Source organism: Streptomyces barringtoniae (genome assembly GCF_020819595.1).
GTDB classification, from domain to species: domain Bacteria; phylum Actinomycetota; class Actinomycetes; order Streptomycetales; family Streptomycetaceae; genus Streptomyces; species Streptomyces barringtoniae.
The window spans coordinates 17,618-43,051 of record NZ_JAJHNP010000024.1 but is presented as its reverse complement, the minus strand read 5'-3'; the positions used below and the strand labels follow the sequence as shown (position 1 = coordinate 43,051).

Genomic DNA, 25,434 nt, shown 5'->3' with positions numbered 1-25,434 from the left:
AGATCCTCCTCAGGTATTATGGTCGGTCCTTTGCCAATCCATTACTCTTGAGCCAAGGCTGCGCACGGCAGCCATGGAGGAGTGAAATGAGGAGCAGTAACCCGGTCTTCTCGCGACGGGGGTTCAGCCGCGACAACGGCTACGCCGGCTTCAACACCGCGCCGCAGGCCGGGTACGCACAGGGCAACCCGTACGCGCAGAACCCCTACGCCCAGAACCCGTACGCGCAGGCGGACCTCCAGTACGGCGCCCCGCCGCAGGCCCCCGCCACCACCGACCGGATGACCATGGACGACGTCGTCGTCCGCTCGGCCATCACGCTCGGCACCGTCGCCGTCGGCGCCGTCCTCGCCTGGGCGCTGCTGCCGGTCACGGCGACCAGCTACGGCCTGGCCATCGGCTCGGCGATCGTCGCGTTCGTCCTGGCGATGGTCCAGAACTTCAAGCGCACGCCGTCGCCCGCCCTGATCCTCGGGTACGCCGCCTTCGAGGGCGTCTTCCTGGGTGTCATCAGCGAGATGTACAACAGCCGCTGGAGCGGAGCGCCCTTCCAGGCGGTGCTCGGCACCATGGCGGTCTCGGGCGCGACCCTGCTCGTCTACAAGGCCGGCTGGATCCGCGTCACCGCCCGCTACGCCCGCATCGGCATGGCCATCGCCATGGCGTTCCTGGTGGTCATGGCGGTCAACCTGCTGCTGGTCGCGTTCGGCGTCGCCGAGAACGGCGGTCTGCGCAGCTTCGGCCCGCTCGGCGCGCTCGTCGGCATCGTCGCCATCGTGCTCGGCGCGTTCTTCCTGACCCTCGACTTCAAGCAGATCGAGGACGGCATCGCCTACGGCGCCCCGCGCAACGAGTCCTGGCTCGCCGCGTTCGGTCTCACCGTGACCCTGGTGTGGATCTACCTGGAGATGCTGCGGCTGGTGGCGATCTTCACCAACAACGACTAGCGCCTGCGCCGGTCATGAGGAGGAGGGCCCCGGGTTCCGACCCGGGGCCCTTCGCCGTGTGCGGCGGCTAGAGCAGCTTGCGCGCTGCCCTCCTCAGGTCGTACTCGTGGACGATCGCCTTCGCGTGGCCGTACGCGAGGTCGTACTCGTGCCGGAGCCAGCTGACCTTCTCCTCGAAGCGGAACAGGGCGGGGCCTTCTTCAACGGTGCGCAGCCAGTCGGAAACCTCGCGACCGGTGCAATGGGGAATGCGGGCGAGCAGATTGCGGTGGGTCTCCTCCGAGAAGAGCTGGGACATCGGCGCCTCCGAACGCAAAGGGGATGTAAGCCGGTCCTTCACGTCACGGTGCCTGAGCGTTCGCGTATTGGCAACAGTGCGGCACGTTACGCTCGGCGCGTGGTTGATACGACGCCCTTGACCCGAGCAGTGGATCACTTCGCCGACCGGTTGCGCGCGGCGCCGCAGAGCCGGCTCCAACGGGGTGCCGCGGCCGAGGCCCTCGAGCTGGCCAGGGAGTTGGCCCGGCGGGCCCAGGCCGTCGAGGAGCCCGGGAGTGAGCCCCGGCAGATGCCGGACGCCGGGATGTTCGCCGTGGCCGATCAGATTCTCGTGGCCGCGCACGACTTGGCGGTTGTGCTGAGCAGTGACGACGAAGTCGCCGAAGCGGTGCGGGTGGTTGAGGAGGCCCGTCGAAGGGCGGGGGTCTGAGGCGCCCGACGGGCGCCGTCCCGCGCCGCGTCCAGGACCTCAGAGCGACGCGATGACCCTGTCCGCCAGGATGTAGACCATGTTCCCGTCGTCCTCGCCGTAGGCGAAGGTGAGGGTGTAGGCGCCGGAGATGCCGGAGCCTCCCAGCAGGTACGGGGCCTCGCCCGCCGCCACCGCTGCCGCCAGGCGTTCGGCGGTCTCGCGGTGGCCCGGGGTCATGCACAGGGTGGTGCCGTCGGCGAAGACGTAGACGTCGAGGGTGCCGAGCGGGCCCGGGCGGACGTCGGAGAGCTCGACGCGTTCGGCGGCCAGCTGCTCCAGTGTGGTCACGGTGCGCTCGTGGTCGTTCACGGCCGGCGACTGCACCGGGACGAAGTCGGGGTGCGAGGGGTGACGGCGGCGGGCTGCGGCCAGTTCCGGGGACTCCCCGGCGAACTCGTCGGCGTCGGCGGTCGGCTCCGACACCGGCTCCAGGCCGGCGAAGTCGGTCTGCCGGGGCAGGAACACCTCGGTGTCGGGCAGGCCGAGCAGGGTCGGGGCGTCAGAGGCGTCACGGGCCTCCTGCGCGGCCCAGAAGGCACGCGCCTCGGCAAGCTCCCGCTCCCGCTCCTCGGCGAGCGCCTCGGCCACGGCGGCGCGTATCTGGTCGGCGTCGGTGCCGCTGCGGGCGTTCGGCAGCAGTGCGCGCATGGCGGCCGACTGGTTCTCGGCGAGCTGGGTCTGCAGCTCCGCCAGCTGGCGGCGCAGCTTCACAACGGTGCGCAGGACGGCGACGCCCACGGCGCCGGTGGCGGCCGTGGTGAGCAGCAGGGCGATCGGCATGGCGCTCACTGACGTACTCCCGGTTCAAAGTCGACCCCCGACTTCCTACATCAGCTTGAAGGGCGGACTATCCAGCTGTCAGTGCGTAACGTCACGAAACGGACAGGACTTTGGGTTCGTGGTGTCGTCGCGCACGGCGCCGACCTGCGCTGACCTGCACCGATGTGTCCGGGGAGCGAGATAGGTCACATCCTGGGGGAAATTGGATCACGAAAAGGCCCAGAACCTTGGGGTTTCCCCGGTCCCGGGCCGTTTCCTGACGTGACGTGCCCGTCCCGCTACGGACGGTCCATCAGCTCAGCTGAGGCGCTCGATGACCATCGCCATGCCCTGGCCGCCGCCGACGCACATCGTCTCCAGGCCGAACTGCTTGTCGTGCCACTGCAGGGAGTTGATGAGCGTGCCGGTGATCCGGGCGCCGGTCATGCCGAAGGGGTGGCCGACGGCGATGGCGCCGCCGTTGACGTTCAGCCTGTCGATGTCGATGCCGAGGTCCTGGTAGGAGGGGATCACCTGGGCGGCGAACGCCTCGTTGATCTCGACCAGGTCGATGTCGTCGATGGTGAGGCCGGCGCGCCGCAGCGCCTGCTTGCTCGCCTCGACCGGGCCGAGGCCCATGATCTCGGGGGACAGGCCGGAGACGCCGGTGGACACGATCCGGGCGAGCGGGGTCAGGCCCAGCTCGCGGGCCTTGGTGTCGCTCATGATGACGACGGCCGCCGCACCGTCGTTGAGCGGGCAGCAGTTGGCGGCGGTGACGAGTCCGTCCGGGCGGAAGACCGGCTTCAGGCCCGCGACGCCCTCCAGGGTGACGCCCGGGCGCGGACCGTCGTCCTTGCTGACGACCGTGCCGTCGGGGAGGGTCACCGGGGTGATCTCGCGCTCCCAGAAGCCGTTCTTGATGGCCTGCTCGGCCAGGTTCTGCGAGCGGACGCCGAACTCGTCCATCTCCTCGCGGGTGATGCCCTTGGCGCGGGCCAGGTTCTCGGCGGTCTGGCCCATCGCGATGTAGGGGTCGGGCAGCAGGCCGTCCTCGCGCGGGTCGTGCCAGGTGGAGCCGGTCGACTCGGCGGTGGCCACGGTGCGGGCCTCGGCCTCGGCGAACAGCGGGTTGTGGGTGCCGGGCATGTCGGAACTGCCGTGGGCGTAGCGGGAGACCATCTCGACACCGGCCGAGATGAAGACGTCGCCCTCGCCGGCCTTGATGGCGTGCAGGGCCATGCGGGAGGTCTGCAGGGACGAGGAGCAGTAGCGGGTGATCGTGCAGCCCGGCAGGTGGTCCATGCCCATCTGCACGGCGACGACACGACCGAGGTTGTGGCCCTGCTCGCCGCCGGGGAGGCCGCAGCCGAGCATCAGGTCGTCGATGTCCCTGGGGTCCAGCTCGGGGACCTTGGCGAGCGCGGCCTGGATGATCGTGGCGGTCAGGTCGTCGGGGCGCAGGTCCTTCAGGGAGCCCTTGACGGCGCGGCCGATGGGGGAGCGGGCGGTCGAGACGATGACGGCTTCGGGCATCACGGCTCCAGTGAACGGGATTTTGTTTGGGCAGGGCCGGTTGGGAAGTTACCGCTACGTATGGTCCAGGTCACCGGTGTCGGGGTGTGACACTGACCGCAGTTTACTAAGCGCTTGCTTTTGCCTCCGGCGGGTCGGCCGGCAGAAGGGCGACCCGCCCAGACTCCGCCGCTCGGCCGGCCGGCAGGGAGCTGGTGGGTCACAGGGACGGGCGGGCGGGCTCGGCCTCCGGCACGCGGCGCCGGCGCCGGCGCTTGAGCAGCGCCCACGGTCCCCGCGGACCCGTCGGCATCGCCGCCGTGACCTCCGTGCCCGCCTCCGACGCCGCCTCGGCCGCGGCGCGAGCCACCGGCAGGAAGCCCTCGCGCCGGGACACGTCAGGCCGTTCCTCCTCCGCCGGCCACAGGCCCAGTGCAGCGCAGACCGTGGGCAGGACGGCCATGGCCGCCGTCGCGTACCCCTCCGCCGAGGGGTGGTAGTTGTCCGGCCCGAACAGCTCCCGCGGGTTCGCCTCGAACTCGGGGCCCAGCAGATCACCGAGGGACACGGTCCGGCCCCCCTGCTCCACCACCCCGATCGTCTGCGCCGCCGCCAGCTGCCGCGAGGCCCGCCGGGCCAGCCAGCGCAGCGGCTGCTGCACCGGCTCGATGGTGCCGAGGTCGGGGCAGGTGCCGACCACCACCTCCGCACCGGCCGTGCGCAGCCGCCGTACCGCCGCCGACAGATGCCGTACCGAACGGGTCGGCGGCATCCGGTGGGTCACGTCGTTCGCACCGACCATGATCACGCAGATGTCCGGCACGGGCGACCCCCCCGACAGCACCAGCGCCACCTGGCGGTCCAGGTCGTCGGACCGGGCCCCCGGCTGCGCCACGTTCCGCAGCTCCACCGGGCGCTCCGCCACCGCCGCCAGGCCCGACGCCAGCAGCGCGCCCGGGGTCTGGCCCGACCGGTGCACGCCCTGCCCGGCCGCCGTGGAGTCGCCGAGCATGGTCAGGCGGAGGGGCGGTTCGCCGGGGACGTCGTAGGTGTGGCCGTAGATGCCGTCCGCGACGGGAACGCGGCCGCCGCTGTGGTTGCCCACATGGCGCCGGGCCAGCCGTACCTCCGCGAGCAGCAGACCGACCGCGGCCGCGCCGACCAGCCCGACCCCGCCACCGCCGTACGCCGCTCCGGCCGCGATGCGCCGGGCCACCCTCGCCCTCGACATGCTCGTCATGCGTCGCCGCCACCTCCTCGTAGCCGTACACCCACTCCTTGCCCCGTACAGACCGTGCGTCAATCTCAACGGGGAGTGAACGGCCGCGCCGGCCACACAGCTGGCCTTAGGCTGGCGGCACCACTAAGACCACATCTTTTGCAGCAACCGGAGACAACGGTGCAATTCCACGACTCGATGATCAGCCTCGTCGGCAACACCCCGCTGGTGCGGCTCAACAACGTGACCGAGGGCATCCAGGCCACCGTTCTGGCAAAGGTCGAGTACTTCAACCCGGGCGGCTCCGTGAAGGACCGCATCGCCCTGCGCATGATCGAGGCCGCCGAGCAGAGCGGCGAGCTCAAGCCGGGCGGGACGATCGTCGAGCCGACCAGCGGCAACACCGGTGTGGGGCTGGCCATCGTGGCCCAGCAGAAGGGGTACAAGTGCATCTTCGTGTGCCCCGACAAGGTCTCCACCGACAAGATCAACGTGCTGCGGGCCTACGGCGCCGAGGTCGTCGTGTGCCCGACCGCCGTCGCTCCCGAACACCCGGACTCCTACTACAACGTCTCCGACCGGCTGGTCCGCGAGACCCCGGGTGCCTGGAAGCCGGACCAGTACTCCAACCCCAACAACCCGCTCTCGCACTATCACTCGACCGGTCCCGAGCTGTGGGAGCAGACCGAGGGGAAGATCACCCACTTCGTGGCGGGCGTGGGCACGGGAGGCACCATCTCCGGCACCGGCCGGTATCTGAAGGACGTGAGTGACGGCCGCGTCAAGGTCGTCGGCGCCGACCCCGAGGGCTCGGTGTACTCCGGCGGGTCCGGGCGGCCGTACCTGGTCGAGGGCGTGGGTGAGGACTTCTGGCCGACCGCCTACGACCGCACCGTCGCGGACGAGATCGTCGCCGTGTCCGACAAGGACTCCTTCCAGATGACCCGCCGGCTGGCCAAGGAGGAGGGCCTGCTGGTGGGCGGCTCCTGCGGCATGGCCGTCGTCGCGGCGCTGCGGGTCGCCGAGCGGCTCGGGCCCGACGACGTCGTGGTCGTGCTGCTTCCGGACAGCGGCCGCGGCTACCTCAGCAAGATCTTCAACGACGAGTGGATGGCCGACTACGGCTTCCTGGAGGACGAGGGCCCGAGCGCCCGCGTCGGCGACGTCCTGAACGACAAGGCGGCCGGCACCATCCCCTCCCTGGTGCACATGCACCCGGAGGAGACCGTCGGCCAGGCCATCGAGGTGCTGCGCGAGTACGGCGTCTCGCAGATGCCGGTCGTCAAGCCGGGCGCCGGTCACCCGGACGTGATGGCCGCCGAGGTCGTCGGGTCCGTGGTGGAACGGGAACTGCTGGACGCCCTGTTCTCCAAGCGCGCCTCCCTCGAGGACCCGCTGGAGAAGCACATGTCCGCCCCGCTGCCCCAGGTCGGCTCCGGCGAGCCGGTCGGCGACCTGATGAGCGTGCTCGGCTCGGCCGACGCGGCGATCGTCCTCGTCGAGGGCAAGCCCACCGGCGTGGTCAGCCGGCAGGACCTGCTGGCCTTCCTCGCCAAGGGCGGAAAGCAGTAGCGAACCCCCGGTGAACTGGGGGTTCACGGGGGCCGCTTGAGTGGGCGCGGGGTTCGCGGAAGTGGTACGAGCGTGTCACGTGCGCGCAGCACCCGCTTAACACGGGTCCGGCAGATTAGTGGGTGTCGGCAGGGCGATGGGGGTGCCTCCCAGGCGTTGAGCACTGGGGGAGGCTCCCCGCCCCGGCCGGCGCCGAACGGCGCCAAGGACCTCCGGAGCGGCTCCCGGACCTCCATGGGCGCCACGGACGCGCAGCCCGGCCCTGACCCGGCCCGCGTCCCTCGCGGGGACCGCCGTCGTCCCGCCCCCCGGCAACGGGGGTGCGGCGGTCCCCGCGCAATGCTTTTCCGGGCAGCTCACCGGGCTGTGCTGGATTCCCGACTCCCCGGCAGGCCAAGGCGTCAGCCTCCGCCGGATCGTGGTCCTGCCGACCCGGCAGGCGTGAGCCCGGCTCAGTCCTGCCGGTCGGACCGGTCGCGGCGGCCGGTGAGCAGCTCCGGGTTGAGTCGTACCGCCTGGGCGAAGTTGACACCGACGATGCCCACCCAGGCGGCCACTGTCCCGGCCGTCCCGGCGACGCCGCCGGCCACGGCGGTCAGTGGGACCGCCAGGACCAGCGAGATGACCGCGAGTCCGAAGCGCTCCGCCCAGGTGTCGGCGTTCTTCGGGCGCCGCGCGCCGCGCGCGCTCTCCATCCGCTGCTCGGCCAGGTGCCGCCGCACCCGGCGGTCCACCGCGTCGTCGATCCGCTGCTCGACCTTCTCCAGGAAGGAGTCGACCAGCGCGGAGTCGTAGTCGGCGCCCAGGTCCGTGCGGGCCCGCACGGTGGCGTCGAGTTCCTTCCGCAGGTCCGGATCCTTCTTCAGGTCGCCGTTCCGCGAGTCCAGTGCGCTCATGCGCTCCACCCTAAGGAGCGCTCACACCCCGCGCACTGGGGAAAGCCCCCCTCTTCGAACCCCCGGCTACCTCACCAGACCGTGCTGCCTGGCGTAGGCGTTCGCGACGTCCTCGGGGTCCTTCTTGTCCTTGTCCACCTGCCGGTTGAGCTCGGTGAGCTGGGCCGTGGTCAGCAGGTTGCCGAGCCGGGCGAGGGCCTTGCGGACGGTGTCGTCGGCCTTGCGGTCGGCGATGAGCGGGACGATGTGCTGGCTGGGGATCAGGTGCTCGGGGTCGGTGAGCACCACCCAGTCGTTGGCCCTGATGTCGGTGTCGGTGGTGAAGAGGTTCGCCACGTCCACGTCGCCTTTCTTCAGGGCGCCCTTGACCAGCGGCCCGTCGGAGTCGAGCGACTTGAACTCCTTGAACTCCACTCCGTACACGTCCTTCAGGCCGACCGCGCCGACCTGGCGCTTCTTCACCTCGGGCGCGGCGCCGATGACCAGGTGGCCGTTCTGCTTCTTCAGGTCGGCGAGGGACGTCAGCCCGTACTTCCTCGCCGTCTCGCGGGTGACGACGAAGGCGTCGGAGTCCTCCGCCATGCCGTACGGCAGCACCTGCAGGCCGGCCGGGAGGGCCTGGGTGAGGGCGTTCTGCATCTCGCCGGACTCGGTGGCCGTGACCTTCGGGGCGAGGTAGTTGAGGAGGGCGCCCTGGTACTCGGGCAGCAGGTCGATGTCCCCGCCCCTGAGCGCCGGGATGACGATCTCGCGGGTGCCGAGGTTGGGGCGGACGGTCGTCTTCACCCCGGCGCCCTGCAGGGCGGCCGCGTAGAGGTAGCCGAGGACCTGGTTCTCGGTGAAGTTGGCCGTGCCGATGGTGACTCCGCCCTTGCTGGAGCCGGCGCCGCCGGCGGTGGAGCCGGAGCCGTTGAGGGAGGTGATGCCGCCCGCACAGGCGGAGAGGGCGGGGACGGAGGCGACCGCGAACAGGCCGCCGAGGACAGTGCGTCGGTTCATGTCAGGGGTTCCCTACGCGGTGCGGTGGCGGAAGAGGAAGCGCTGGAGGGAGGCGAGGGCCACGTCCAGGACCACGGCGACGACGGCGACCAGCACCGCGCCGCCGAGCACCTGGACCAGGTCGCGCTGGGCGAGGCCGTCGAAGACGTAGCGGCCCAGGCCGCCGAAGGAGACGTACGCGGCGATGGTCGCCGTGGCGACGACCTGGATCAGGGCCAGCCGCAGGCCGGTCATGATCAGCGGCAGCGCGAGCGGGAACTCGACCTGGAACAGGACCTGGTGGCCGCGCATGCCCTGGCCGCGTGCCGCGTCCTTCACCTCCGGGTCGACGGCCGTCATGCCGGCGTAGGTGTTGGTGACGATCGCCGGGACCGCGAGGGCGACCAGGGCGACGTAGACCGGCAGCATCGACAGGCCGCCCGCCAGGAAGACCAGGACGACCAGGCCGACGGTCGGCAGGGCGCGGCCGAAGGAGGCGAGGTTGATGGCGAGGAACGCGCCCTTGCCGGTGTGGCCGATGAGCAGCCCGAGCGGCAGGCCGATGGCGGCGGCGATGAGCGTGGCCAGCAGGGAGTACTGGAGGTGTTCGGCGAGGCGGTGGGCGATGCCGTCCGGGCCGGTCCACTGGGAGCCGCTGGTCAGCCAGGTGCCGAGGTTCTTGAAGAGCTCGTACATCTCAGGCTCGCCTCCTGGTCCAGGGGGTGAGGGCGTACTGGACGGCGACCAGGGCCGCGTCCGCGACGACCGCGAGGAGCAGGGTGAGGACCACTCCGGCGATCACCGGGGTGGGGAAGTCGCGCTGGAAGCCGTCGGTGAAGAGCTGGCCGAGGCCGCCGTCGCCGATGTAGGTCGCGACGGAGACCAGGGAGATCGACATGACGGTGGCGATGCGGACCCCGGCCATGATCACGGGGAGCGCGAGCGGGAACTCGACCGTGAGGAGGGTGCGCAGGGGGCGCGTGCCCATCGCCTTCGCCGCCTCCTTGACCTTCACGGGGACCGAGTCCAGGCCCTCGACGGTGTTCCGCAGCAGGACGACCAGGGTGTAGACGGTCAGGCCGGTCACGGTGGTGGTGCGGGTCAGGCCGCTGACCGGCAGCAGCAGCACGAAGATCGCGATCGACGGGATCGTGAACAGGACGTTGGAGGCGCCGAGCAGGAAGCCGCGCAGCCGGGGGATGCGGTGGGCGACCACGGCCAGCGGGAGCGAGACCAGCAGGCCGAGGGCGACGGCCGTCAGGGCGGCCTGGAGGTGGGAGAGGGTGAGGGTGGTGAGGTCGTCGGTGTGGGCCGATATCCAGGACCAGTCGATCGTCATGCGGCCACCCTCACTTCGGCGTGGGCGCGGCCGGCGTGCTCGTGGATGTCGTCGCGGGAGGAGACGCCGGTGAGGACGCCCTCGGCGTCGACCCGGGCGATCAGGCCGGTGGGGGAGGCGAGCGACTCGTTGAGGGCGGAGAGGAGGGAGTCGGTGCCCCTGAGCGGGCGGACCGGGAGTTCGGTGTCCTTCGAGGCCCAGTGGAGGGGCTTGTTCCCTGCGTCGAGCACGAGGGTCCAGGCGCCGCCTTCCGGTGCCGGGCCCTGGGGGACGTCCGCGAGGGTCTTCAGGGACAGCAGCTTCAGTCCGCGTTCGGCGCCGAGGAAGCCGGCCACGAAGTCGTCGGCCGGGCGGGCCAGGAGTTCGGCGGGCGGGGCGCACTGGACGAGGTGGCCGCCGGTGCGGAACACGGCGATCCGGTCGCCCAGCCGTACGGCCTCGTCGATGTCGTGCGTGACGAACACGATGGTCTTGCTCAACTCGGCCTGCAGCCTGAGCAGTTCGTCCTGAAGCTGGGTGCGGACGACCGGGTCCACCGCGCCGAACGGCTCGTCCATGAGCAGGACCGGCGGGTCGGCGGCGAGGGCGCGGGCGACGCCGACGCGCTGCTGCTGGCCGCCGGACAGCTGGTGCGGGTAGCGCTTGCCGGCCTCGGGTGCCAGGCCGACGGTCTCCAGGAGTTCGGCGGCGCGGGCCCGGGCCTTCCTGCGGTTCCAGCCGAGCAGGAGCGGGACGGTGGCGATGTTGTCGAGCACCGTGCGGTGCGGGAAGAGGCCGGCCTGCTGGATGACATAGCCGATGGAGCGGCGCAGCTCGGCCGCGTCCTGCCGGGTGACGTCCCTGTCGCCGACGCGGATGGTGCCGGAGGTCGGCTCGACCATCCGGTTGATCATCCGCAGGGTGGTGGTCTTGCCGCAACCGGAGGATCCGACCAGGACGGTGATACCGCCTTCCGGCATCTCCAGGCTGAGGTCGTGGACTGCTGTGGTGCCGTTGGGGAAGCGCTTGTGGACCGCATCGAACTGGATCATGAGATGTCCCTTGCCCGGCTGCATAACGTCATGCAGAGTTCTTGGTGTGTGAATAGGTTGTCAACGGTTTGGCGTTAATCCGCTGTAACGGATGACCGAGGGGCAAGATCGGATATCCGGATTGAGGGGAGAATGGGCTTGATGTCGTCTCGCATCGTGGACGCGCCGGTGTCCGTGCCGTCCGCGCGGTCCGCGGCCGTGGTCCTGGACGGATCCGGACTCGGCGTCGAGGACCTCGTACGGCTCGCCGACGGCGCCGCGCATCCCGTCCCCGAGGCCGGCGCGATGCGGCGCGTGGAGCACTCCTGGAACGCCGCCCGGCAGATCGCCGCGACCGGACGCGTCTACGGCCGCTCCACCGGCGTCGGCGCCAACCGGAACGAGGACGTGCCCACCGAGGCCGCCGCCGGCCACGGCCTGCGCCTGCTGCGCAGCCACGCCGGCGCCATCGGCGAGGAGCTCCCCGCCCGCCAGGTGCGCGCCATGCTCGCCGTCCGCGCCAACCAGCTGCTGGCCGGCGGCGCGGGCCTCAGGCCCGGCGTGGTCACCGCCCTGTGCGAGGCCCTGGAGACCGGCGCCCACCCGGTCGTCAACGAGTTCGGCTCCGTCGGCACCGGCGACATAGCCGCGCTGGCCCAGGTCGGGCTCGCGCTCGCCGGGGAGCACCCCTGGCGCGGCGCCGGCGCGCCCGCCGCCCAGCCCCTCGACAACAACGACGCCCTCGCCCTGATCAGCAGCAACGCCCTCACACTCGGCCAGTCCGCGCTCGCCCTGCGCGAACTGCGCGGGCTCATCGGCGCCACCCAGGTCGTCGCGGCCCTGTCCCTCATCGCCGTCGACGGCTCCCACGAGGCGTACGCCGCCCCCGTGCACGCCGCCCGCCCGCACCGGGGCAGCACCGAGGTGGCCCGCCGGATGCGGGAGCTGATCGGCGCCGCCGACCGGCCGACCCCGCCGCTCGGCCGGATCCAGGACCCCTACGGCTTCCGCTGCCTGCCCCAGATCCACGGCCCCGCGCACGACGCGGCCGACGCCCTGGAGCAGGTGCTGACCGTGGAGATCAACGCGGCCGCCGAGAACCCGCTCATCGCCCCCGAGGACCAGGCCGCCTACCACCACGGCGGCTTCTACCAGGCCCAACTCGCCCTCGCCCTGGACCACTTCAGGCTCGCGCTGACCCAGGTGGCCCGGCTGTCCACGTCCCGACTGTCCACGCTCAACGAGCCCGCCTACACCCGGCTGCGCCCCTTCCTCGCCGCCCCCGAGCCGGCCTCCTCCGGCGTGATGATCCTGGAGTACGCGGCCGGAGCGGCCCTCGGCGATCTGCGGGCCTTCTCCGCGCCCGCCTCGCTCGGCCACGCTGTACTCTCCCGGGGCGTCGAGGAACAGGCGAGCTTCGCCTCGCTCGCCGCGCGGCAGACCCTGCGCGCGTGCGGTGCGTATCGTCTGGTGGTCGGCTGCGAACTCGTCGCCGCCGTCCGGGCGCTGCGCCAGCGCGACCTGCGGCCCGACCCCGGGCTGCCGGCCGGCCGGGCGTTCGCGCTCGCCGAGTCGGTCCTGGACGCCGACCCGGCCGACCGGCCGCTCACGGACGACGTGACGCAGGCGGCGGCACTGCTCGACCGGTTCACGGACATCTGGAGGGGGAGCGCGTCATGAGCGTGGACAGGAGTACTGATACGACGGAGAGTGTTCCGTCCGGTACGGCGTCCGGTGCCACGGACAGCCCCGCGAACCGGCTGCAGGCGCTCTTCGAGGGCCACCGGCTCACACCGACCCAGCGCCGCATCGCGCACAGCATGGTCCGTCGGGCCGCCGACGTGCCCTTCCTGTCCAGCGTGGAGCTCGCCGAACTGGCCGGGGTCAGCCAGCCCTCGGTCACCCGGTTCGCCGTCGCGCTCGGCTTCGACGGCTATCCGGCGCTGCGCAAGCACCTGCGCGAGGTCGTCCCCGCCGAACCGGCGGCCGAAGCGGGCGCCTTCAACGAGTACCAGCAGGCCGTCGAGGCCGAGATCGAGAACCTCAGGCATCTCGCCGACCTGCTCGCCGACCCTCGCCCGGTGCAGCGGGCCGGCCGGATCCTGGCCGCCTCCCGCCCGCTGCCGGTGCTCGGCCTGCGTGCCGCCGCCTCCCAGGCGTACGGCTTCGCCTACTTCGCCGCCAAGGTCCACCCGGACGTCCGGCTGCTCAACGAGGGCGGCACCATGATCCAGGACCGGATCGACGCGGCCGTCCGCGCCGGCGCCTCCGCGCTGCTGTGCTTCGCGCTGCCCCGGCACCCGCGGGAGGTCGTCGACACCCTCGCCTACGCCAAGGACGTCGGCCTGACGACCGTCACGGTCGCCGACTCCGCGTTCGCGCCGGTCGCCAAGTACTCCGACCTGCTGCTGCCCGCCGCCGTCGGCACCGGGCTCGCCTTCGACACCGCGTGCGCGCCGATGCTGCTCGGACGGGTGCTGCTGGAGGCGGTCTGCGACGACCTGCCCGAGGCGCAGGCCCGGCTGGAGGAGTTCGACGCCAAGGCGGCGACGCGGGGCCTGTTCGTGGAGTGAGCCCTTCGCACGCGAGTGGTCGCGGGGCTCTCAGATTCGTCTCACCTTCTGCCACTAACTTCCCCTGAAGTCGTCGACGAGGTCGTCGGCGGGACACAGACGCATGCGGACACGTGACACGGGAGGCTGACGTGGCGCGCGGAGGACAGGGACTGGCCCGGGTGGCCGTCGTCGTACGGGCGGGGGCCGCTCCGCTGTGGTGGTTCGGGGTGTGCGCGGCCGGGGTCGGGGTGCTGCCGTCCGGGCTGACCGGGCGCCGGACCGGGGCGCTCGCCGGGGCCGTGCTGTTCGTCGTCGGCGCGGCGGTCGTGGCACTGGTGCGGCGGGGCCGGTACGGCGCCCTCGCGCGCGGTGCGGTCCGCGCGGGCAAGTACGACGTGCTGCAGGACCGGGCGGTGACCGTGCGCAACTGGCGCCGTGGTCACCGCTGGTGGCTGCTGTCGGCCTTCGTCATGGCGCTCGGCTCCGCCTTCGCGGTGCCCGCGGCCGGCGGCATGCTGCTGGCCGGGCTGGGCACCGGGCTGCGGCTGAAGGCCGCCTGGATCGGGCGGCGCGAACGCGCCGGGGACACGCTGCTGTGGGTGCGCGTCGACTGGCTCGACCGGCGCGGCGGGAACCCGGCGGGCAAGGCCGTCAAGGGCCTGCGCGGTACGGGCATCGCGGCCGGCGACGCGGCCCCGGGCGGGGCCCGCCGCCGTACCGCCGCACTGGTCTAGATCTCCAGCTCCGCTTCGATCTTCTTGAGCTGGTGCCGCGCCATCGCCAGGTTGGCCCGGCCGGAGTCCAGGACCAGGTACAGGAACAGGCCGTTGCCGCCGCGGCTCTTGAGCAGGCGGATGAGGTGGTACTGGCCCGTCAGCGTGATCAGGATGTCCTCGATCTCGCCCTTGAGGCCCAGCATCTCCATCGTGCGCATCTTGGCGCGGACCACGTCGGTGTTGCCCGCGGCGGCCACGTTCAGGTCGAAGGTCTTGCTGCCGCCCATCGTGCCCAGCGCCATCCCGCTGGTGTAGTCGACGAGCGCGACGCCGGTGGCGCCCTCGATGGAGGTGAGGGCTTCCTTCAGCGCGGTCTCGGTGTTGGCCATGGTGGATCCTCTCGAACGGTTCAACTGTCGGTTGCGGTGTGCGCGTCGGCGCTCGTGGCGCGGGGCGTGCGGGGTGTGCGGGTCGTGCGGGTGCGGACCGGGGGTGCGGTGCTGACGGCGCCCAGCGGCCGTCCGGTCCGGCCGGCCTCCCGGGCGGTGGCGTCGGCGGCGTCGAGCAGCTCCCCGATGCGGGCCCCGGAGCGGCGGCCCTCCAGATGCAGCCGGCCGACGTTGACCCTGCCTTCGGCGAGCAGGGTCAGTACGGCCGTGCGGCCGGCCGCGTAGGTGGAGACATAGCCGTGCTCGCCGCGCACCAGCAGCTCCCGGAAGCCGCCGTTGCCGGTGGCGTCGGCGACCCGCACGGCGACGCCGAGCGCGGCGGCGGTGAGCGCGGCGAGGCCCTCCGGGTCGACGCCGGGCGTGTCGTGGGCGACGACGAGACCGTCGACGCCGGCCGCCAGGGCGCCGGTGAGCTGCGGCACCCGGTTGCGCAGCCGGTGCAGCTCGTCCAGGACGGCCCCCAGGTCCTCCTCGGACACCATCAGCTCTCTCCTCTCGGCGGGGCGGTGCCGTTCAAAGCGCCTCCAGCGCATCCCTGAGCCTCTTCAGCAGCGCGATGTCGGGGTCGGTGACCGGGGGTGGGGGCGGCGGGACGGGCGCCGCCGGCCGGGGCGCGACATGGCCGGCCGCCACGAGCCGGCGCACGTCGACCAGCGTGTGGAAGGCCTGCCGGCCCAGGTTCCGGGCGATCTGGGTGGCCGTGCGGACGCCGTCCACGCGGTCCAGGACCGCCCGCTGCCGGGGCGCGACCGGCGCGGCGGCGGGTCCGGCGGCCGGGTCCGCGCGGATCAGCGGGGCGCTGTCGGCGGCCGGGTCGGGCCACAGCCGGTGCAGCAGCAGCCGGCGGCGCAGCGTCTCGCGTTCCAGGGCGACGACCGGGACGGAGGGCAGCGGGCCGAGGCGGGGGCCGCTGTCGTAGCGGAAGCGGCCGGGGGCGCTGCTCGGCGCCAGCGCGAAGTACCCGGCGTCGTAGAGCGCGTCGAGATGGCACAGCTCCAGCGCGCCCGCGGGCAACAGCCCGGAGGCCAGCAGGAGTTCGGCGGCGTGCAGCGGGCCGGCGGTGCGGTCGGCGGCCCGCTGCCAGGCGGTGGCCGCCAGGGTGCCGTGGGCCGTGAGGAGCACGTCGAGACCGGGGGCGAACGGGCTCTCGGCGTGCACCACCCGGCCCTCGGCGAGGTACAGGGTGCCGTGCTCGCGGACCAGGACGCCGGTGGCCCGCTCCTCGGCGAGCCGGGTCAGCATCGGCGACAGTGCCCGCGTGGCCGACTTGTCCCGCACCGGCAGCGGGGGCGGAGGTATCTGCACCACGGTCATCCCAGCACCAGCCGGGCCGCCATCTCGCCGAGCCGGATCCGGGCGAGCGCGAGGTTGCCCTCCTCGCGGCCGAGCCACAGGTGCAGGAAGACGCTGCTGTCGAAGGACGTGTCCACGAATCTCAGCAGGTGGTAGCTGTCGTGGTTACTGACGATCAGGTCCTCGACGGGCGGCTGCCCGTCGTCGGCCTGGGCCGCGAAGGCGCCGTGCTCGGCGGCCATCCGGGCCAGTTCGGCGGCCTCGGCTGCGGTCGTCTCGTGATCGCCGCCGGGCGCCTCCCCGACCGTGCCGAGAGCCAGGCCGCTCGTCCAGTCCACCAGTGCCGCTCCCCGGGCACCGGGCAATCGCATCGCTTCCAGCAGGCACTCGTCGATTCCGGGCACCGGTGGCTCCCCTCCCGCCTGGTTCTCCGGCTGAGTGACAGCGACACTACGCACCGTACGCGGGGAAGGTGGAGCCTTTGGCATTTTCCAGTGGAACATGCGTCCGGCGTACTAGTGTGGGTCAACTGACCCCTGTGTCAGGCGACTTGATCCATTTGTTCGAGGGGTGCGGGGTGCGTCAACGGCTTCCCGGTGCCCCGAGGGTGGTGAGCGCGTCCGCGTGCGCCCCGCCGGACTCCGCCACCACCTCGGCAATGGTCTGCGGCTCCCGTACGGTCGCGAAGCCGACCCCCGCCGAGCCGTCCGGAGCGAAGCCGTAGATTCCCGGCCGGACGAGGGAGTTGTAGGCGTAGTGGTGGGCGAAGTAGTACGCGCCCGTGTCGAGAGCGGCCGCGTAGTCGCCCTGCTCCAGCAGCGGCAGCGCGCGCCCCTCCGCCAGCAGGTCGCCCGAGAAACAGGCCGGCCCGGCCACGTCCTGCACCACCTCCGGTCCCGGCTTCGGCCGCCCCTTGGCGTCGTACGCGGCGATCCGCAGCGGCCATGCCTCCGGCGCGTACACGGTCCGCGTCGCCACCTGCACGCCGGCGTGCGTCACCGCGATCCGCCGCCCGCCCGCGCTCTTGGCGTACTCCACCCGGGCCACCACCGTCCCGTGCTTGGCCAGCAGCGACCGGCCGAACTCGGTCACCAGGCCGTACCGCCCGCCGAAGAGCCCCGGCACCCGCTCGGCCAGCAGCCGGGCGAACCGCGCGTACGAGGGTTCCGTCGCCTCGGCCGCGAAGTTCACCGGCAGTCCGCCGCCGATGTCGAGCGTGTCGATCTGCCGCCGCCCCGCCCGCTCGTTGATCTCCTCCGCGAGCGCGTACGTCTCCGCCACGCCCCGCGTCAGCAGCTCCGGCGGGATGCCCTGCGACCCGGTGTGCGCGTGCAGCCGGGTCAGCCACGGCCGGTCCAGATACGCCCGTACGACCCACTCGCGCGCCCCCTCGTCGCGCAGCGCCACCCCGAACTTGGAGGTCGCCGTCGCCGTCGAGGTGGCCCCGATCGTGCCGCCGCCGACCTGCGGGTTCACCCGGATGCCGAGCGGGGACCCGGTCGGGGCGGAGCGCACCAGGGCGTCCAGGCGGTCCAGCTCCTGCGGGTTGTCGGCGTTCACCGCGATGCCCAGGGCCAGCGCCTCACGCAGCTCTGCCGGGGTCTTGGCGGGCGAGTCCAGCACGGTCCGGTCCGCCGGCACCCCGGCCGCCCGCGCCAGCGCCAGCTCGCCCGGGCTCGCCACCTCCGCGCCGATGCCCGCCTCGCGCAGCAGCCGCAGCACGGGCACCAGCGGGGTCGCCTTCACCGCGAACGCGTGCAGCACCGGTGTGCCGGGCGGCACGACCGCGTCGAACGCCGCCCGCAGGGCTGCCGCGGACCGACGGATCCCGGTCACGTCCAGCAGCCCGGCCACGGCCGCGTCCGGCCCCAGCAGCCCCTGCTCCACGGCGGCCCGCACCGCCTCGTCCCGCCGTGCGGCGCGCTCCCGCGCCGCCCTTTCGAGGTCCCGGTCCACGGCCTCTCCCCTCGTGGTCCCCTCGTGGTCCCCTCGTGTCCGTCTCGCGTACATCCAGCCAAACACCGACGGCGCGCGGACGGGGCCGCCCCGATGTATTGACTAGTTCTATTCAGGACGACAGGATGTGAATAGACATAGCTACAGGAGGAGGCAGACGATGTCGGGACCCCGCCCCGTACGAGCACCGCGCGGCACGGAACTGAGCGCCCTGGGATGGCAGCAGGAAGCCGCCCTGCGCATGCTGCAGAACAATCTCGACCCGGAGGTCGCGGAGCACCCCGACAAGCTCGTCGTCTACGGCGGCACCGGCAAGGCCGCCCGTGACTGGCGCTCCTTCGACGCCATGGTCCGCACCCTGCGGACCCTCAAGCAGGACGAGACCATGCTGGTCCAGTCCGGCCGCCCCGTCGGCGTGATGCAGACCCACGAGTGGGCCCCGCGCGTCCTCATCGCCAACTCCAACCTCGTCGGCGACTGGGCCAACTGGGAGGAGTTCCGCCGCCTGGAGGCCCTCGGCCTGACCATGTACGGCCAGATGACCGCCGGCTCCTGGATCTACATCGGTACCCAGGGCATCCTCCAGGGCACCTACGAGACCTTCGCCGCCGTCGCCGCGAAGAAGTTCAACGGCACCCTCGCCGGGACCATCACCCTGACCGCCGGCCTCGGCGGCATGGGCGGCGCCCAGCCGCTCGCCGTGACGATGAACGACGGCGTCGCCATCTGCATCGACTGCGACCCGCGCGCCATCGAGCGCCGCATCGAGCACCGGTACCTCGATGTCAAGGCCGACAGCCTGGACCACGCCCTTCAGCTGGCGGTGGAGGCCCGCGACGCCCGCCGCCCGCTGTCCATCGGCGTCCTCGGCAACGCGGCCGACCTGGTCCCGCAGCTGCTCGCGATGAACGCCCCCATCGACATCGTCACCGACCAGACCTCCGCCCACGACCCGCTGTCCTACCTGCCGGTCGGCGTGGCCTTCGAGGACATGGCGTCCGAGGCGATGAAGGACCCGGCGGGCTTCACCACCCGGGCCCGCGAGTCCATGGCGAAGCACGTCGAGGCCATGGTCGGCTTCATGGACGCCGGCGCCGAGGTCTTCGACTACGGCAACTCCATCCGCGGCGAGGCCCAACTCGCCGGTTACGGCCGGGCGTTCGCCTTCCCCGGCTTCGTCCCCGCCTACATCCGCCCGCTGTTCTGCGAGGGCAAGGGCCCCTTCCGCTGGGCGGCCCTGTCCGGCGACCCCGCCGACATCGCCAAGACCGACAAGGCGATCCTGGAGCTGTTCCCGGAGAACGAGTCCCTGGCCCGCTGGATGAAGATGGCCGGCGAGCGCGTCCACTTCCAGGGTCTGCCCGCGCGCATCTGCTGGCTCGGCTACGGCGAGCGCGACAAGGCCGGCGAGCGCTTCAACGACATGGTGGCCTCCGGCGAGCTGGCGGCCCCGCTGGCGATCGGCCGCGACCACCTGGACTGCGGGTCGGTGGCCTCGCCGTACCGCGAGACCGAGGCCATGCTCGACGGTTCGGACGCGATCGCCGACTGGCCGCTGCTGAACGCCATGGTGAACGTGGCCTCCGGTGCGTCGTGGGTTTCCATCCACCACGGTGGCGGCGTGGGCATGGGCCGGTCCATTCACGCCGGGCAGGTGACCGTGGCCGACGGCACGAAGCTCGGCGGCGAGAAGATTCGCCGGGTGCTGACGAACGACCCGGGCATGGGTGTCATCCGGCACGTGGACGCGGGGTACGACATCGCGGAGTCCGTTGCGCAGGAGCGGGGCGTGCGGGTTCCCATGCGCGAGGGTGACGACGCGTGACGCAGGATGCAGGCACCCGTTCCGCCCTGCGGAACGACTGCCCACAGCCTGGACGGCCCGCCGCTTCGCGTTCCTTTCACGAGATGTGGCGCGAGTTGCTCCCCATCGGCCGGCACGCCGACTCCGGCGGATACCGGCGTTACGCCTGGACCGGTGCCGATGTCGACTGCCGGGCCTGGTTCAAGGAGCAGGCCGAGGCGCGCGGGCTGACGTACGAGGTGGACCGGAACGGCAACCAGTGGGCCTGGCTCGGTGACCCCGCTGCCGGGGACGCCGTCGTCACCGGGTCCCACTTGGACTCCGTGCCCGACGGCGGTGCCTTCGACGGCCCTCTCGGTGTGGTGTCCTCCTTCGCGGCCCTCGACGAGCTGCGGAGCAGGAACGTGCAGTTCGCCAGGCCCCTGGCCATCGTCAACTTCGGGGACGAGGAAGGGGCCCGGTTCGGGCTCGCCTGTGTCGGGTCGCGGCTCACTGCCGGGCAGCTGACCGTGGAGCAGGCCCACCGGCTCACCGACGCCGACGGGGTCAGCCTCCCGCAGGCCATGGAGGCCGCCGGGTACGACCCCGAGGGCATCGGGGCCGACCCGGAGCGGCTGGCCCGGATCGGCGCCTTCGTCGAGCTGCACGTCGAGCAGGGGCGTGCGCTGGACCTGTCCGGCGACCGGGTCGGCATCGCCAGCGCCATCTGGCCGCACGGCCGCTGGCGGTTCGACTTCCGCGGCGAGGCCAACCACGCCGGCACCACCCGGCTGGTCGACCGCCGCGACCCGATGCTGTCCTACGCCGAGACCGTCCTCGCCGCCCGCCGCGAGGCCGAACTCGCCGGTGCCGTCGCCACCTTCGGCAAGATCGCCGTGGAGCCCAACGGGGTCAACGCGATCCCCTCCCTCGTGCGTGGCTGGCTCGACTCCCGCGCCGCCGACCAGGACACCCTGGACACGGTGGTCGGCGGGATCGAGAAGGCGGCCCGGGAGTACGCGGACGCCCACGGCATCGACCTGGACGTCGTCCGGGAGTCCTTCACCCCGGTCGTCGAGTTCGACCACGCCCTGCGCGACGAGCTCGCCCGCATCCTGGGCAAGGACACCGGCCTGAAGGTGCCCGTCCTCGGGACCGGGGCAGGACACGACGCCGGAATCCTCTCCGGCAGCATTCCGACCGCCATGCTGTTCGTGCGCAACCCCACCGGTGTCTCCCACTCCCCGGCCGAGTTCGCCGCCGAGGACGACTGCGTGGCCGGGGTGCGCGCACTCGCCGACGTACTGGAAGGGCTGGTCTGCAGGTGACCAAGCGGACCTACTGGTTGGAGCACGCCTGGCTCGGCACGAACGTCGAGCCGGGCGTGGCCCTCGACACCGAGGACGGCCGGATCAGCGCCGTCCGCACCGGCACGCCCGCTCCGCCGCCCGGCGCCGAGGTGCTGCGCGGGCTCACCCTGCCGGGGCTCGCCAACGCCCACAGCCACGCCTTCCACCGGGCGCTGCGCGGCACCGTCCAGGTCGGCTCCGGCACCTTCTGGACCTGGCGCGAGGTGATGTACTCCGTCGCCGACCGCCTCACCCCGGACACCTACCACGCCCTGGCGCGCGCGGTCTACGCCGAGATGGCCCTGGCCGGCATCACCTGTGTCGGCGAGTTCCACTACGTGCACCACGCGCCCGGCGGCACCCCCTACGCCGACCCCAACGCCATGGGTGAGGCGCTGATCGACGCCGCCGCCGAGGCCGGCATCCGGATCACCCTCCTCGACACCTGCTACCTGTCCTCCGCCATCTTGAACAAGCACAGTGGCGAGCCGCCCAACACCCACCAGCTGCGGTTCTCCGACGGCAGCGCGGAGGCCTGGGCCGAACGCTGTGCAGTTCTCAAGGAGCGGGACCACGCGCGGATCGGGGCGGCGATTCACTCCGTACGGGCCGTGCCGGCCGGGCAGTTGGCGACCGTGGCGGGGTGGGCCGAGCAGCGGCGGGCCCCGCTGCACGTGCACCTGTCGGAGCAGACCGCCGAGAACGACGCCTGCCTCGCCGCGCACGGCTGCACGCCCACCCGGCTGCTCGCCGACCACGGCGTGCTCGGGCCGCGCACCACCGGCGTGCACAACACCCACCTCACCGACGAGGACATCGCCCTGCTCGGCCGCTCCGGCACCGGCACCTGCATGTGCCCGACGACCGAGCGGGACCTGGCCGACGGCATCGGCCCGGCCGTCGCCCTGCAGCGGGCCGGTTCCCCGCTCTCCCTCGGCTCCGACAGCCACGCCGTCATCGACCTGCTCGAAGAGGCGCGCGCGATGGAGCTGAACGAGCGGCTGCGCTCCCGCACCCGGGGGCACTGGACTGCGCTCGCCCTGCTGCGGGCCGCCACCGCCGACGGCCACGCCGCCCTCGGCTGGGACCGGGCCGGCACCCTCGAAACCGGCGCCCTCGCCGACTTCACGACGATCGCCCTGGACTCGGTCAGGACAGCGGGCCCGCTGCCCAGGCTGGGCGCCGAGACGGCCGTATTCGCCGCGACGGCAGCGGACGTACGGCATACGGTCGTCGGCGGACGGCATGTCGTACGGGACGGGGCGCACACGCTCGTACCCGACGTGCCACAGGCCCTCGCGCGGGCAGTCGAAGCCCTTCGCTCCTGACCACCACCCACGAGGACACCATGAGCAGCAGCACCGTCATCACCAACATCGCCACGCTGGTCACCAACGACTCCTCCCTCGGTGACGGCTCCCCTCTCGGTCTGATCCAGGACGCGGCCGTCGTCATCGAAGGCGACCGCGTCGCGTGGACCGGTGAATCCAGCAAAGCACCCGCCACTGACAACCGGGTCGACGCGGGCGGCCGGGCGGTGCTGCCGGGCTTCGTGGACTCCCACTCGCACCTGGTCTTCTCCGGAGACCGCACGCAGGAGTTCAACGCCCGCATGTCCGGCCGCTCCTACACGGCCGGCGGCATCCGCACCACGGTCGCGGCCACCCGGGCGGCGAGCGACGCGGAACTGGAGGCCAACCTCACCCGTTACCTCGACGAGGCCCTCCGCCAGGGCACGACGACGTTCGAGACCAAGTCGGGCTACGGCCTGACCGTCGAGGACGAGTCCCGCGCGCTGCGCATCGCGGCGCGGCACACCGACGAGGTGACGTACCTGGGCGCGCACATCGTCCCGCCCGACCACGCCGAGGACCCGGCGGCCTACGTCGCCCTGGTCACCGGCGAGATGCTGGACGCCTGCGCGCCGCACGCCCGCTGGATCGACGTGTTCTGCGAGAAGGGCGCCTTCGACGGCGACCAGGCCCGTGCGATCCTCACCGCGGGCAAGGCCAAGGGCCTCCACCCGCGCGTCCACGCCAACCAGCTCTCCTACGGCCCCGGCGTCCAGCTGGCCGTCGAACTGGACGCGGCGAGCGCCGACCACTGCACCCACCTCACGGACGCGGACGTCGACGCCCTGGCCGGCGGCAACACGGTGGCCACGCTGCTGCCCGGCGCCGAGTTCTCCACCCGCGCCGAGTGGCCGGACGCCCGCCGCCTGCTGGACGCGGGCGTGACGGTGGCCCTGTCCACGGACTGCAACCCGGGCTCGTCCTTCACCTCCTCCGTCCCCTTCTGCATCGCCCTGGCCGTCCGCGACATGCGGATGACCCCGGACGAGGCGGTCTGGTCGGCCACGGCGGGCGGCGCGGCGGCCCTGCGCCGCACCGACATCGGCCGCCTGACCCCCGGCACCCGAGCCGACCTGACCCTCCTGGACGCCCCCAGCCACGTCCACCTGGCATACCGGCCGGGGGTGCCGCTGGTCAGCGGGGTGTGGCGCGGCGGCGTACGGGTCGTCTGAGCAGGAGTCACCGCCTGGCACAACGCTTCCCCGGGGAAGGCGTCACCGCGCCCCCGCCCGCCACCGCTGCTCCCCGCTGTCGTCCAGGGGCTGAAGGGACACGCCGTATCTGCCGTACGGGGTCACCGCCGTCTCGATGGCGATGTTCGGGCGGATCGTGCCGTCGGGGTCGACGGTGAAGCGGAGGTTGTCGCCGTTGCCGCCGTAGACCGAGTCGCAGGTCCAGATGCCCAGGCCGCGGTCGGTCGAGCCCCGGCTGTCCAGGCAGAAGGTGTCGTCGGCGCCGGAGCGCAGCACGCCCAGGTAGGTGTCGAACCTCCAGCGCTGGGTGTCGGCGGAGGAGCAGGGGGCCGTGATGACGTCGTTGCCCTGCGACAGATCGCCGTCGCGGATGTCCAGGCAGCGGCCCGTCGCCAGGTTCACCACCTGGGCGAAGGAGGTGCCCGGCGGCGCGAACGAGGGCGTCGGCGTGGGAGTGGGCTTCCGGGTGCGCGGCGGGTGTGTGGCCGGGCGGGACGGACCGGGCGTGGGGGAAGAGGACACGGGTGAGGGGGAAGTCGTGGGGGAGGGGGACGGGGACGGGGACGGTGTGACGGAGACCGTGGCCGTCACCGTCACGGGGGGCGGCGTGGGCGTCGCGGCCGTCGGCTGCTGGTCGTCGCTGTGGGCCGGGGTGAGGACGAACACCAGCAGCGGTGTCAGGGCCACGCCCAGGGCCGCCGAGGCCAGCAGGAGGCGCCGCCGGGGCGGCCAGGACGGACGTACGGCAGGAGCGCCGGGGGCGGCCGGGGGCTCCCCGGCGCGTATGTACGCCGTTCCGCTCCACGGCAGCAGGCCCTCCGCCAGGGCCTGCCGGGGCGCGTCCCGCAAGGACCGCAGGTCGTCGAAGGCGGCCGTGCAGTGCGGGCAGCGGGCCATGTGGGCGTCCAGGTCGGGGCTGCGGCGCGGGCCGTCCGGCCGTACCGCCTCCTCGATCAGCCGGCGGAAGTCGGCGCAGCGCGGGTCGTCGGAGGCGGCGAGACGGTCGCGCAGGCATGCCTGGGCCAGGGCCTTGAGGGCCTGCGGGGTGCCGTAGGCCACGTCGACGCCGCTCAGGCCGAGGAAGGCGGCGGTGCGGCCCTGCGGCTCCGCCTCCAGCACGCCGTACCAGATCAGGCCCTGGGTGCGGGAAGGCAGCGAGCGGAACGCCGGGAGCAGGGGCGGGGTGGGGCCCTCGGGCAGGCCGGAGGCGTTCAGGACGAGCAGCAGCCCGGGGTCGACGCCGGCGGAGCGCTCGTCGCCCGCCCAGTCGGCCGCCAGCCGTGCGGTGAGCAGCAGCAGCCGGTGGCGCAGCGGGACGGCCGGGTCGACGCCCCGGGCCGTCTCGCGGGCCGCCGTGGTGAGGACCTCGGTCGCCAGCCGGCGGGCGGCGGACTCGCCCGCCGCGCACAGCCGGGCGTAGGCCAGGACCGCCGGGTGGTGCCGGCGGCGCAGTTCCTGCAGGGCGGGGTACGCCGTCGCCGTGGGGGAGCGGAGCAGCTCGGTCAGCCGGGCGTCCGGCACGTCCTCGTACTCCCCGGCCGTCCCGGTGCCACTCGCCTCGGTTCCGCCCGTCCCGGCCCCGTCCTCCTCAGCCATGTGTCCAGCCTCCTCGTACCACCGGGCACCGCGCCGTTGCGGCCCCGGGCCTGACATACCGGCCAGTAGCCAGTTCGGGGGGCCATAGTGGTCGAGGGGGACGGCCGGGGAAAGAGGTTTCCGCCGGTAACCGCATAACGGTTGGGACCACGGGGGCAGTTGGCCCGAAGGGGCGCCAAGGATCCGGTATGGGGGGGCGGATTCGT

25 protein-coding genes are annotated in these 25,434 nt (G+C 72.6%); 10 read left to right on the top strand and 15 right to left on the bottom strand.

Annotated features, from left to right (window positions below; all coding sequences use genetic code 11):
- Window positions 1–86 precede the first annotated feature (86 nt).
- Entirely contained in the window at window positions 87–947 is an 861-nt protein-coding gene (locus LMU33_RS33770; protein WP_228624615.1) for a Bax inhibitor-1/YccA family protein, read from the top strand.
- A gap of 67 nt (window positions 948–1,014) precedes the next feature.
- Here LMU33_RS33770 and LMU33_RS33765 read toward each other — a convergent pair whose 3' ends face one another.
- Window positions 1,015–1,245, bottom strand: coding sequence for a DUF4287 domain-containing protein (locus tag LMU33_RS33765; protein WP_020940491.1), 231 nt, complete (start codon window positions 1,243–1,245; stop codon window positions 1,015–1,017).
- 99 nt (window positions 1,246–1,344) lie between these two features.
- Here LMU33_RS33765 and LMU33_RS33760 point away from each other — a divergent pair, with 99 nt between their 5' ends.
- Entirely contained in the window at window positions 1,345–1,656 is a 312-nt protein-coding gene (locus LMU33_RS33760) for a hypothetical protein (protein ID WP_228624613.1), read from the top strand.
- Between the two features lie 39 nt (window positions 1,657–1,695).
- On the opposite strand, the gene LMU33_RS33755 is transcribed toward LMU33_RS33760, so the two are convergent.
- The 3 genes from LMU33_RS33755 to LMU33_RS33745 form a co-directional block, all read right to left on the bottom strand.
- Complete coding sequence (locus LMU33_RS33755) at window positions 1,696–2,487, bottom strand: hypothetical protein (protein WP_228624611.1); 792 nt, start codon at window positions 2,485–2,487, stop codon at window positions 1,696–1,698.
- Between the two features lie 288 nt (window positions 2,488–2,775).
- Window positions 2,776–3,993: an acetyl-CoA C-acetyltransferase gene (locus LMU33_RS33750; RefSeq protein ID WP_228624609.1), complete on the bottom strand. Its 1,218-nt coding sequence runs from the start codon at window positions 3,991–3,993 to the stop codon at window positions 2,776–2,778.
- Window positions 3,994–4,192: 199 nt separating this feature from the next.
- Window positions 4,193–5,212: an SGNH/GDSL hydrolase family protein gene (locus tag LMU33_RS33745; protein WP_228624607.1), complete on the bottom strand. Its 1,020-nt coding sequence runs from the start codon at window positions 5,210–5,212 to the stop codon at window positions 4,193–4,195.
- Between the two features lie 159 nt (window positions 5,213–5,371).
- Between LMU33_RS33745 and LMU33_RS33740 the strand changes: the two genes are divergently transcribed.
- Entirely contained in the window at window positions 5,372–6,763 is a 1,392-nt protein-coding gene (locus LMU33_RS33740) for a cystathionine beta-synthase (protein WP_228624605.1), read from the top strand.
- A 452-nt stretch (window positions 6,764–7,215) separates the two neighbouring features.
- On the opposite strand, the gene LMU33_RS33735 is transcribed toward LMU33_RS33740, so the two are convergent.
- From LMU33_RS33735 to LMU33_RS33715, 5 genes are all read right to left on the bottom strand, one after another.
- A complete protein-coding gene (locus LMU33_RS33735; protein WP_228624603.1) occupies window positions 7,216–7,659 on the bottom strand; it encodes a hypothetical protein in 444 nt (147 codons plus the stop codon).
- Window positions 7,660–7,725: 66 nt separating this feature from the next.
- Entirely contained in the window at window positions 7,726–8,658 is a 933-nt protein-coding gene (locus tag LMU33_RS33730; RefSeq protein ID WP_228624601.1) for an ABC transporter substrate-binding protein, read from the bottom strand.
- 12 nt (window positions 8,659–8,670) lie between these two features.
- Window positions 8,671–9,333, bottom strand: a complete 663-nt coding sequence (locus tag LMU33_RS33725) for an ABC transporter permease (protein WP_228624599.1) — start codon at window positions 9,331–9,333, stop codon at window positions 8,671–8,673.
- 1 nt (window position 9,334) lies between these two features.
- Window positions 9,335–9,976: an ABC transporter permease gene (locus tag LMU33_RS33720; protein WP_228624597.1), complete on the bottom strand. Its 642-nt coding sequence runs from the start codon at window positions 9,974–9,976 to the stop codon at window positions 9,335–9,337.
- Window positions 9,973–11,007 (bottom strand): ABC transporter ATP-binding protein, encoded by a 1,035-nt coding sequence (locus LMU33_RS33715; RefSeq protein ID WP_228624595.1) that lies wholly within the window; start codon window positions 11,005–11,007, stop codon window positions 9,973–9,975. Before LMU33_RS33715 ends, LMU33_RS33720 begins: the two co-directional genes overlap by 4 nt.
- A 141-nt stretch (window positions 11,008–11,148) precedes the next feature.
- Between LMU33_RS33715 and LMU33_RS33710 the strand changes: the two genes are divergently transcribed.
- The 3 genes from LMU33_RS33710 (at window position 11,149) to LMU33_RS33700 (ending at window position 14,275) form a co-directional block, all read left to right on the top strand.
- The gene (locus LMU33_RS33710) at window positions 11,149–12,666 is read left to right on the top strand and encodes an aromatic amino acid ammonia-lyase (protein WP_228624594.1); all 1,518 of its coding nucleotides are present in this window, start codon (window positions 11,149–11,151) and stop codon (window positions 12,664–12,666) included.
- A complete protein-coding gene (locus tag LMU33_RS33705) occupies window positions 12,663–13,559 on the top strand; it encodes a MurR/RpiR family transcriptional regulator (protein ID WP_228624592.1) in 897 nt (298 codons plus the stop codon). The genes LMU33_RS33710 and LMU33_RS33705 overlap by 4 nt, the downstream gene beginning before the upstream one ends.
- Before the next feature lie 131 nt (window positions 13,560–13,690).
- Window positions 13,691–14,275 (top strand): hypothetical protein, encoded by a 585-nt coding sequence (locus LMU33_RS33700; protein ID WP_228624590.1) that lies wholly within the window; start codon window positions 13,691–13,693, stop codon window positions 14,273–14,275.
- On the opposite strand, the gene LMU33_RS33695 is transcribed toward LMU33_RS33700, so the two are convergent.
- The 5 genes from LMU33_RS33695 to LMU33_RS33675 all read right to left on the bottom strand — a co-directional run bounded on the left by LMU33_RS33695 (window position 14,272) and on the right by LMU33_RS33675 (window position 17,955).
- A complete protein-coding gene (locus LMU33_RS33695) occupies window positions 14,272–14,646 on the bottom strand; it encodes a roadblock/LC7 domain-containing protein (protein WP_228624588.1) in 375 nt (124 codons plus the stop codon). The two genes, LMU33_RS33700 and LMU33_RS33695, sit on opposite strands and share 4 nt — an antisense overlap.
- Before the next feature lie 20 nt (window positions 14,647–14,666).
- Entirely contained in the window at window positions 14,667–15,188 is a 522-nt protein-coding gene (locus tag LMU33_RS33690; RefSeq protein ID WP_228624586.1) for a roadblock/LC7 domain-containing protein, read from the bottom strand.
- 31 nt (window positions 15,189–15,219) lie between these two features.
- A complete protein-coding gene (locus tag LMU33_RS33685; RefSeq protein WP_228624584.1) occupies window positions 15,220–16,020 on the bottom strand; it encodes a transcriptional regulator in 801 nt (266 codons plus the stop codon).
- The gene (locus LMU33_RS33680) at window positions 16,017–16,403 is read right to left on the bottom strand and encodes a hypothetical protein (protein ID WP_228624582.1); all 387 of its coding nucleotides are present in this window, start codon (window positions 16,401–16,403) and stop codon (window positions 16,017–16,019) included. The genes LMU33_RS33685 and LMU33_RS33680 overlap by 4 nt, the downstream gene beginning before the upstream one ends.
- A gap of 178 nt (window positions 16,404–16,581) precedes the next feature.
- Window positions 16,582–17,955 carry a type III PLP-dependent enzyme domain-containing protein gene (locus LMU33_RS33675; RefSeq protein WP_308280830.1) on the bottom strand — a complete coding sequence of 458 codons (1,374 nt, stop codon included), beginning with the start codon at window positions 17,953–17,955 and terminating at the stop codon, window positions 16,582–16,584.
- Between the two features lie 160 nt (window positions 17,956–18,115).
- On the opposite strand from LMU33_RS33675, the gene hutU reads away from it, so the two are divergent.
- The 4 genes from hutU to hutI all read left to right on the top strand — a co-directional run bounded on the left by hutU (window position 18,116) and on the right by hutI (window position 23,611).
- Complete coding sequence (hutU, locus tag LMU33_RS33670; protein WP_228624579.1) at window positions 18,116–19,780, top strand: urocanate hydratase; 1,665 nt, start codon at window positions 18,116–18,118, stop codon at window positions 19,778–19,780.
- Between the two features lie 83 nt (window positions 19,781–19,863).
- Complete coding sequence (locus tag LMU33_RS33665) at window positions 19,864–21,066, top strand: allantoate amidohydrolase (protein WP_228624577.1); 1,203 nt, start codon at window positions 19,864–19,866, stop codon at window positions 21,064–21,066.
- Entirely contained in the window at window positions 21,063–22,415 is a 1,353-nt protein-coding gene (locus tag LMU33_RS33660; RefSeq protein WP_372478102.1) for a formimidoylglutamate deiminase, read from the top strand. Before LMU33_RS33665 ends, LMU33_RS33660 begins: the two co-directional genes overlap by 4 nt.
- A 20-nt stretch (window positions 22,416–22,435) precedes the next feature.
- Window positions 22,436–23,611 (top strand): imidazolonepropionase, encoded by a 1,176-nt coding sequence (gene hutI, locus LMU33_RS33655; protein WP_228624576.1) that lies wholly within the window; start codon window positions 22,436–22,438, stop codon window positions 23,609–23,611.
- Window positions 23,612–23,653: 42 nt separating this feature from the next.
- Here the strand turns inward: hutI and LMU33_RS33650 are convergent, their stop codons facing one another.
- Entirely contained in the window at window positions 23,654–25,228 is a 1,575-nt protein-coding gene (locus tag LMU33_RS33650) for an RICIN domain-containing protein (RefSeq protein ID WP_228624575.1), read from the bottom strand.
- Window positions 25,229–25,434: the final 206 nt, after the last annotated feature.

Coding starts and splice junctions, on each gene's coding strand:
- LMU33_RS33765 (WP_020940491.1), bottom strand. CDS start 1,245: ATGTCCCAGCTCTTCTCGGAGGAGACCCACCGCAATCTGCTCGCCCGC.
- LMU33_RS33650 (WP_228624575.1), bottom strand. CDS start 25,228: ATGGCTGAGGAGGACGGGGCCGGGACGGGCGGAACCGAGGCGAGTGGC.
- hutI (WP_228624576.1), top strand. CDS start 22,436: ATGAGCAGCAGCACCGTCATCACCAACATCGCCACGCTGGTCACCAAC.
- LMU33_RS33745 (WP_228624607.1), bottom strand. CDS start 5,212: ATGACGAGCATGTCGAGGGCGAGGGTGGCCCGGCGCATCGCGGCCGGA.
- LMU33_RS33720 (WP_228624597.1), bottom strand. CDS start 9,976: ATGACGATCGACTGGTCCTGGATATCGGCCCACACCGACGACCTCACC.
- LMU33_RS33690 (WP_228624586.1), bottom strand. CDS start 15,188: ATGGTGTCCGAGGAGGACCTGGGGGCCGTCCTGGACGAGCTGCACCGG.
- LMU33_RS33705 (WP_228624592.1), top strand. CDS start 12,663: ATGAGCGTGGACAGGAGTACTGATACGACGGAGAGTGTTCCGTCCGGT.
- LMU33_RS33750 (WP_228624609.1), bottom strand. CDS start 3,993: ATGCCCGAAGCCGTCATCGTCTCGACCGCCCGCTCCCCCATCGGCCGC.
- LMU33_RS33685 (WP_228624584.1), bottom strand. CDS start 16,020: ATGACCGTGGTGCAGATACCTCCGCCCCCGCTGCCGGTGCGGGACAAG.
- LMU33_RS33695 (WP_228624588.1), bottom strand. CDS start 14,646: ATGGCCAACACCGAGACCGCGCTGAAGGAAGCCCTCACCTCCATCGAG.
- LMU33_RS33730 (WP_228624601.1), bottom strand. CDS start 8,658: ATGAACCGACGCACTGTCCTCGGCGGCCTGTTCGCGGTCGCCTCCGTC.
- hutU (WP_228624579.1), top strand. CDS start 18,116: ATGTCGGGACCCCGCCCCGTACGAGCACCGCGCGGCACGGAACTGAGC.
- LMU33_RS33735 (WP_228624603.1), bottom strand. CDS start 7,659: ATGAGCGCACTGGACTCGCGGAACGGCGACCTGAAGAAGGATCCGGAC.
- LMU33_RS33665 (WP_228624577.1), top strand. CDS start 19,864: ATGTGGCGCGAGTTGCTCCCCATCGGCCGGCACGCCGACTCCGGCGGA.
- LMU33_RS33770 (WP_228624615.1), top strand. CDS start 87: ATGAGGAGCAGTAACCCGGTCTTCTCGCGACGGGGGTTCAGCCGCGAC.
- LMU33_RS33715 (WP_228624595.1), bottom strand. CDS start 11,007: ATGATCCAGTTCGATGCGGTCCACAAGCGCTTCCCCAACGGCACCACA.
- LMU33_RS33725 (WP_228624599.1), bottom strand. CDS start 9,333: ATGTACGAGCTCTTCAAGAACCTCGGCACCTGGCTGACCAGCGGCTCC.
- LMU33_RS33710 (WP_228624594.1), top strand. CDS start 11,149: ATGTCGTCTCGCATCGTGGACGCGCCGGTGTCCGTGCCGTCCGCGCGG.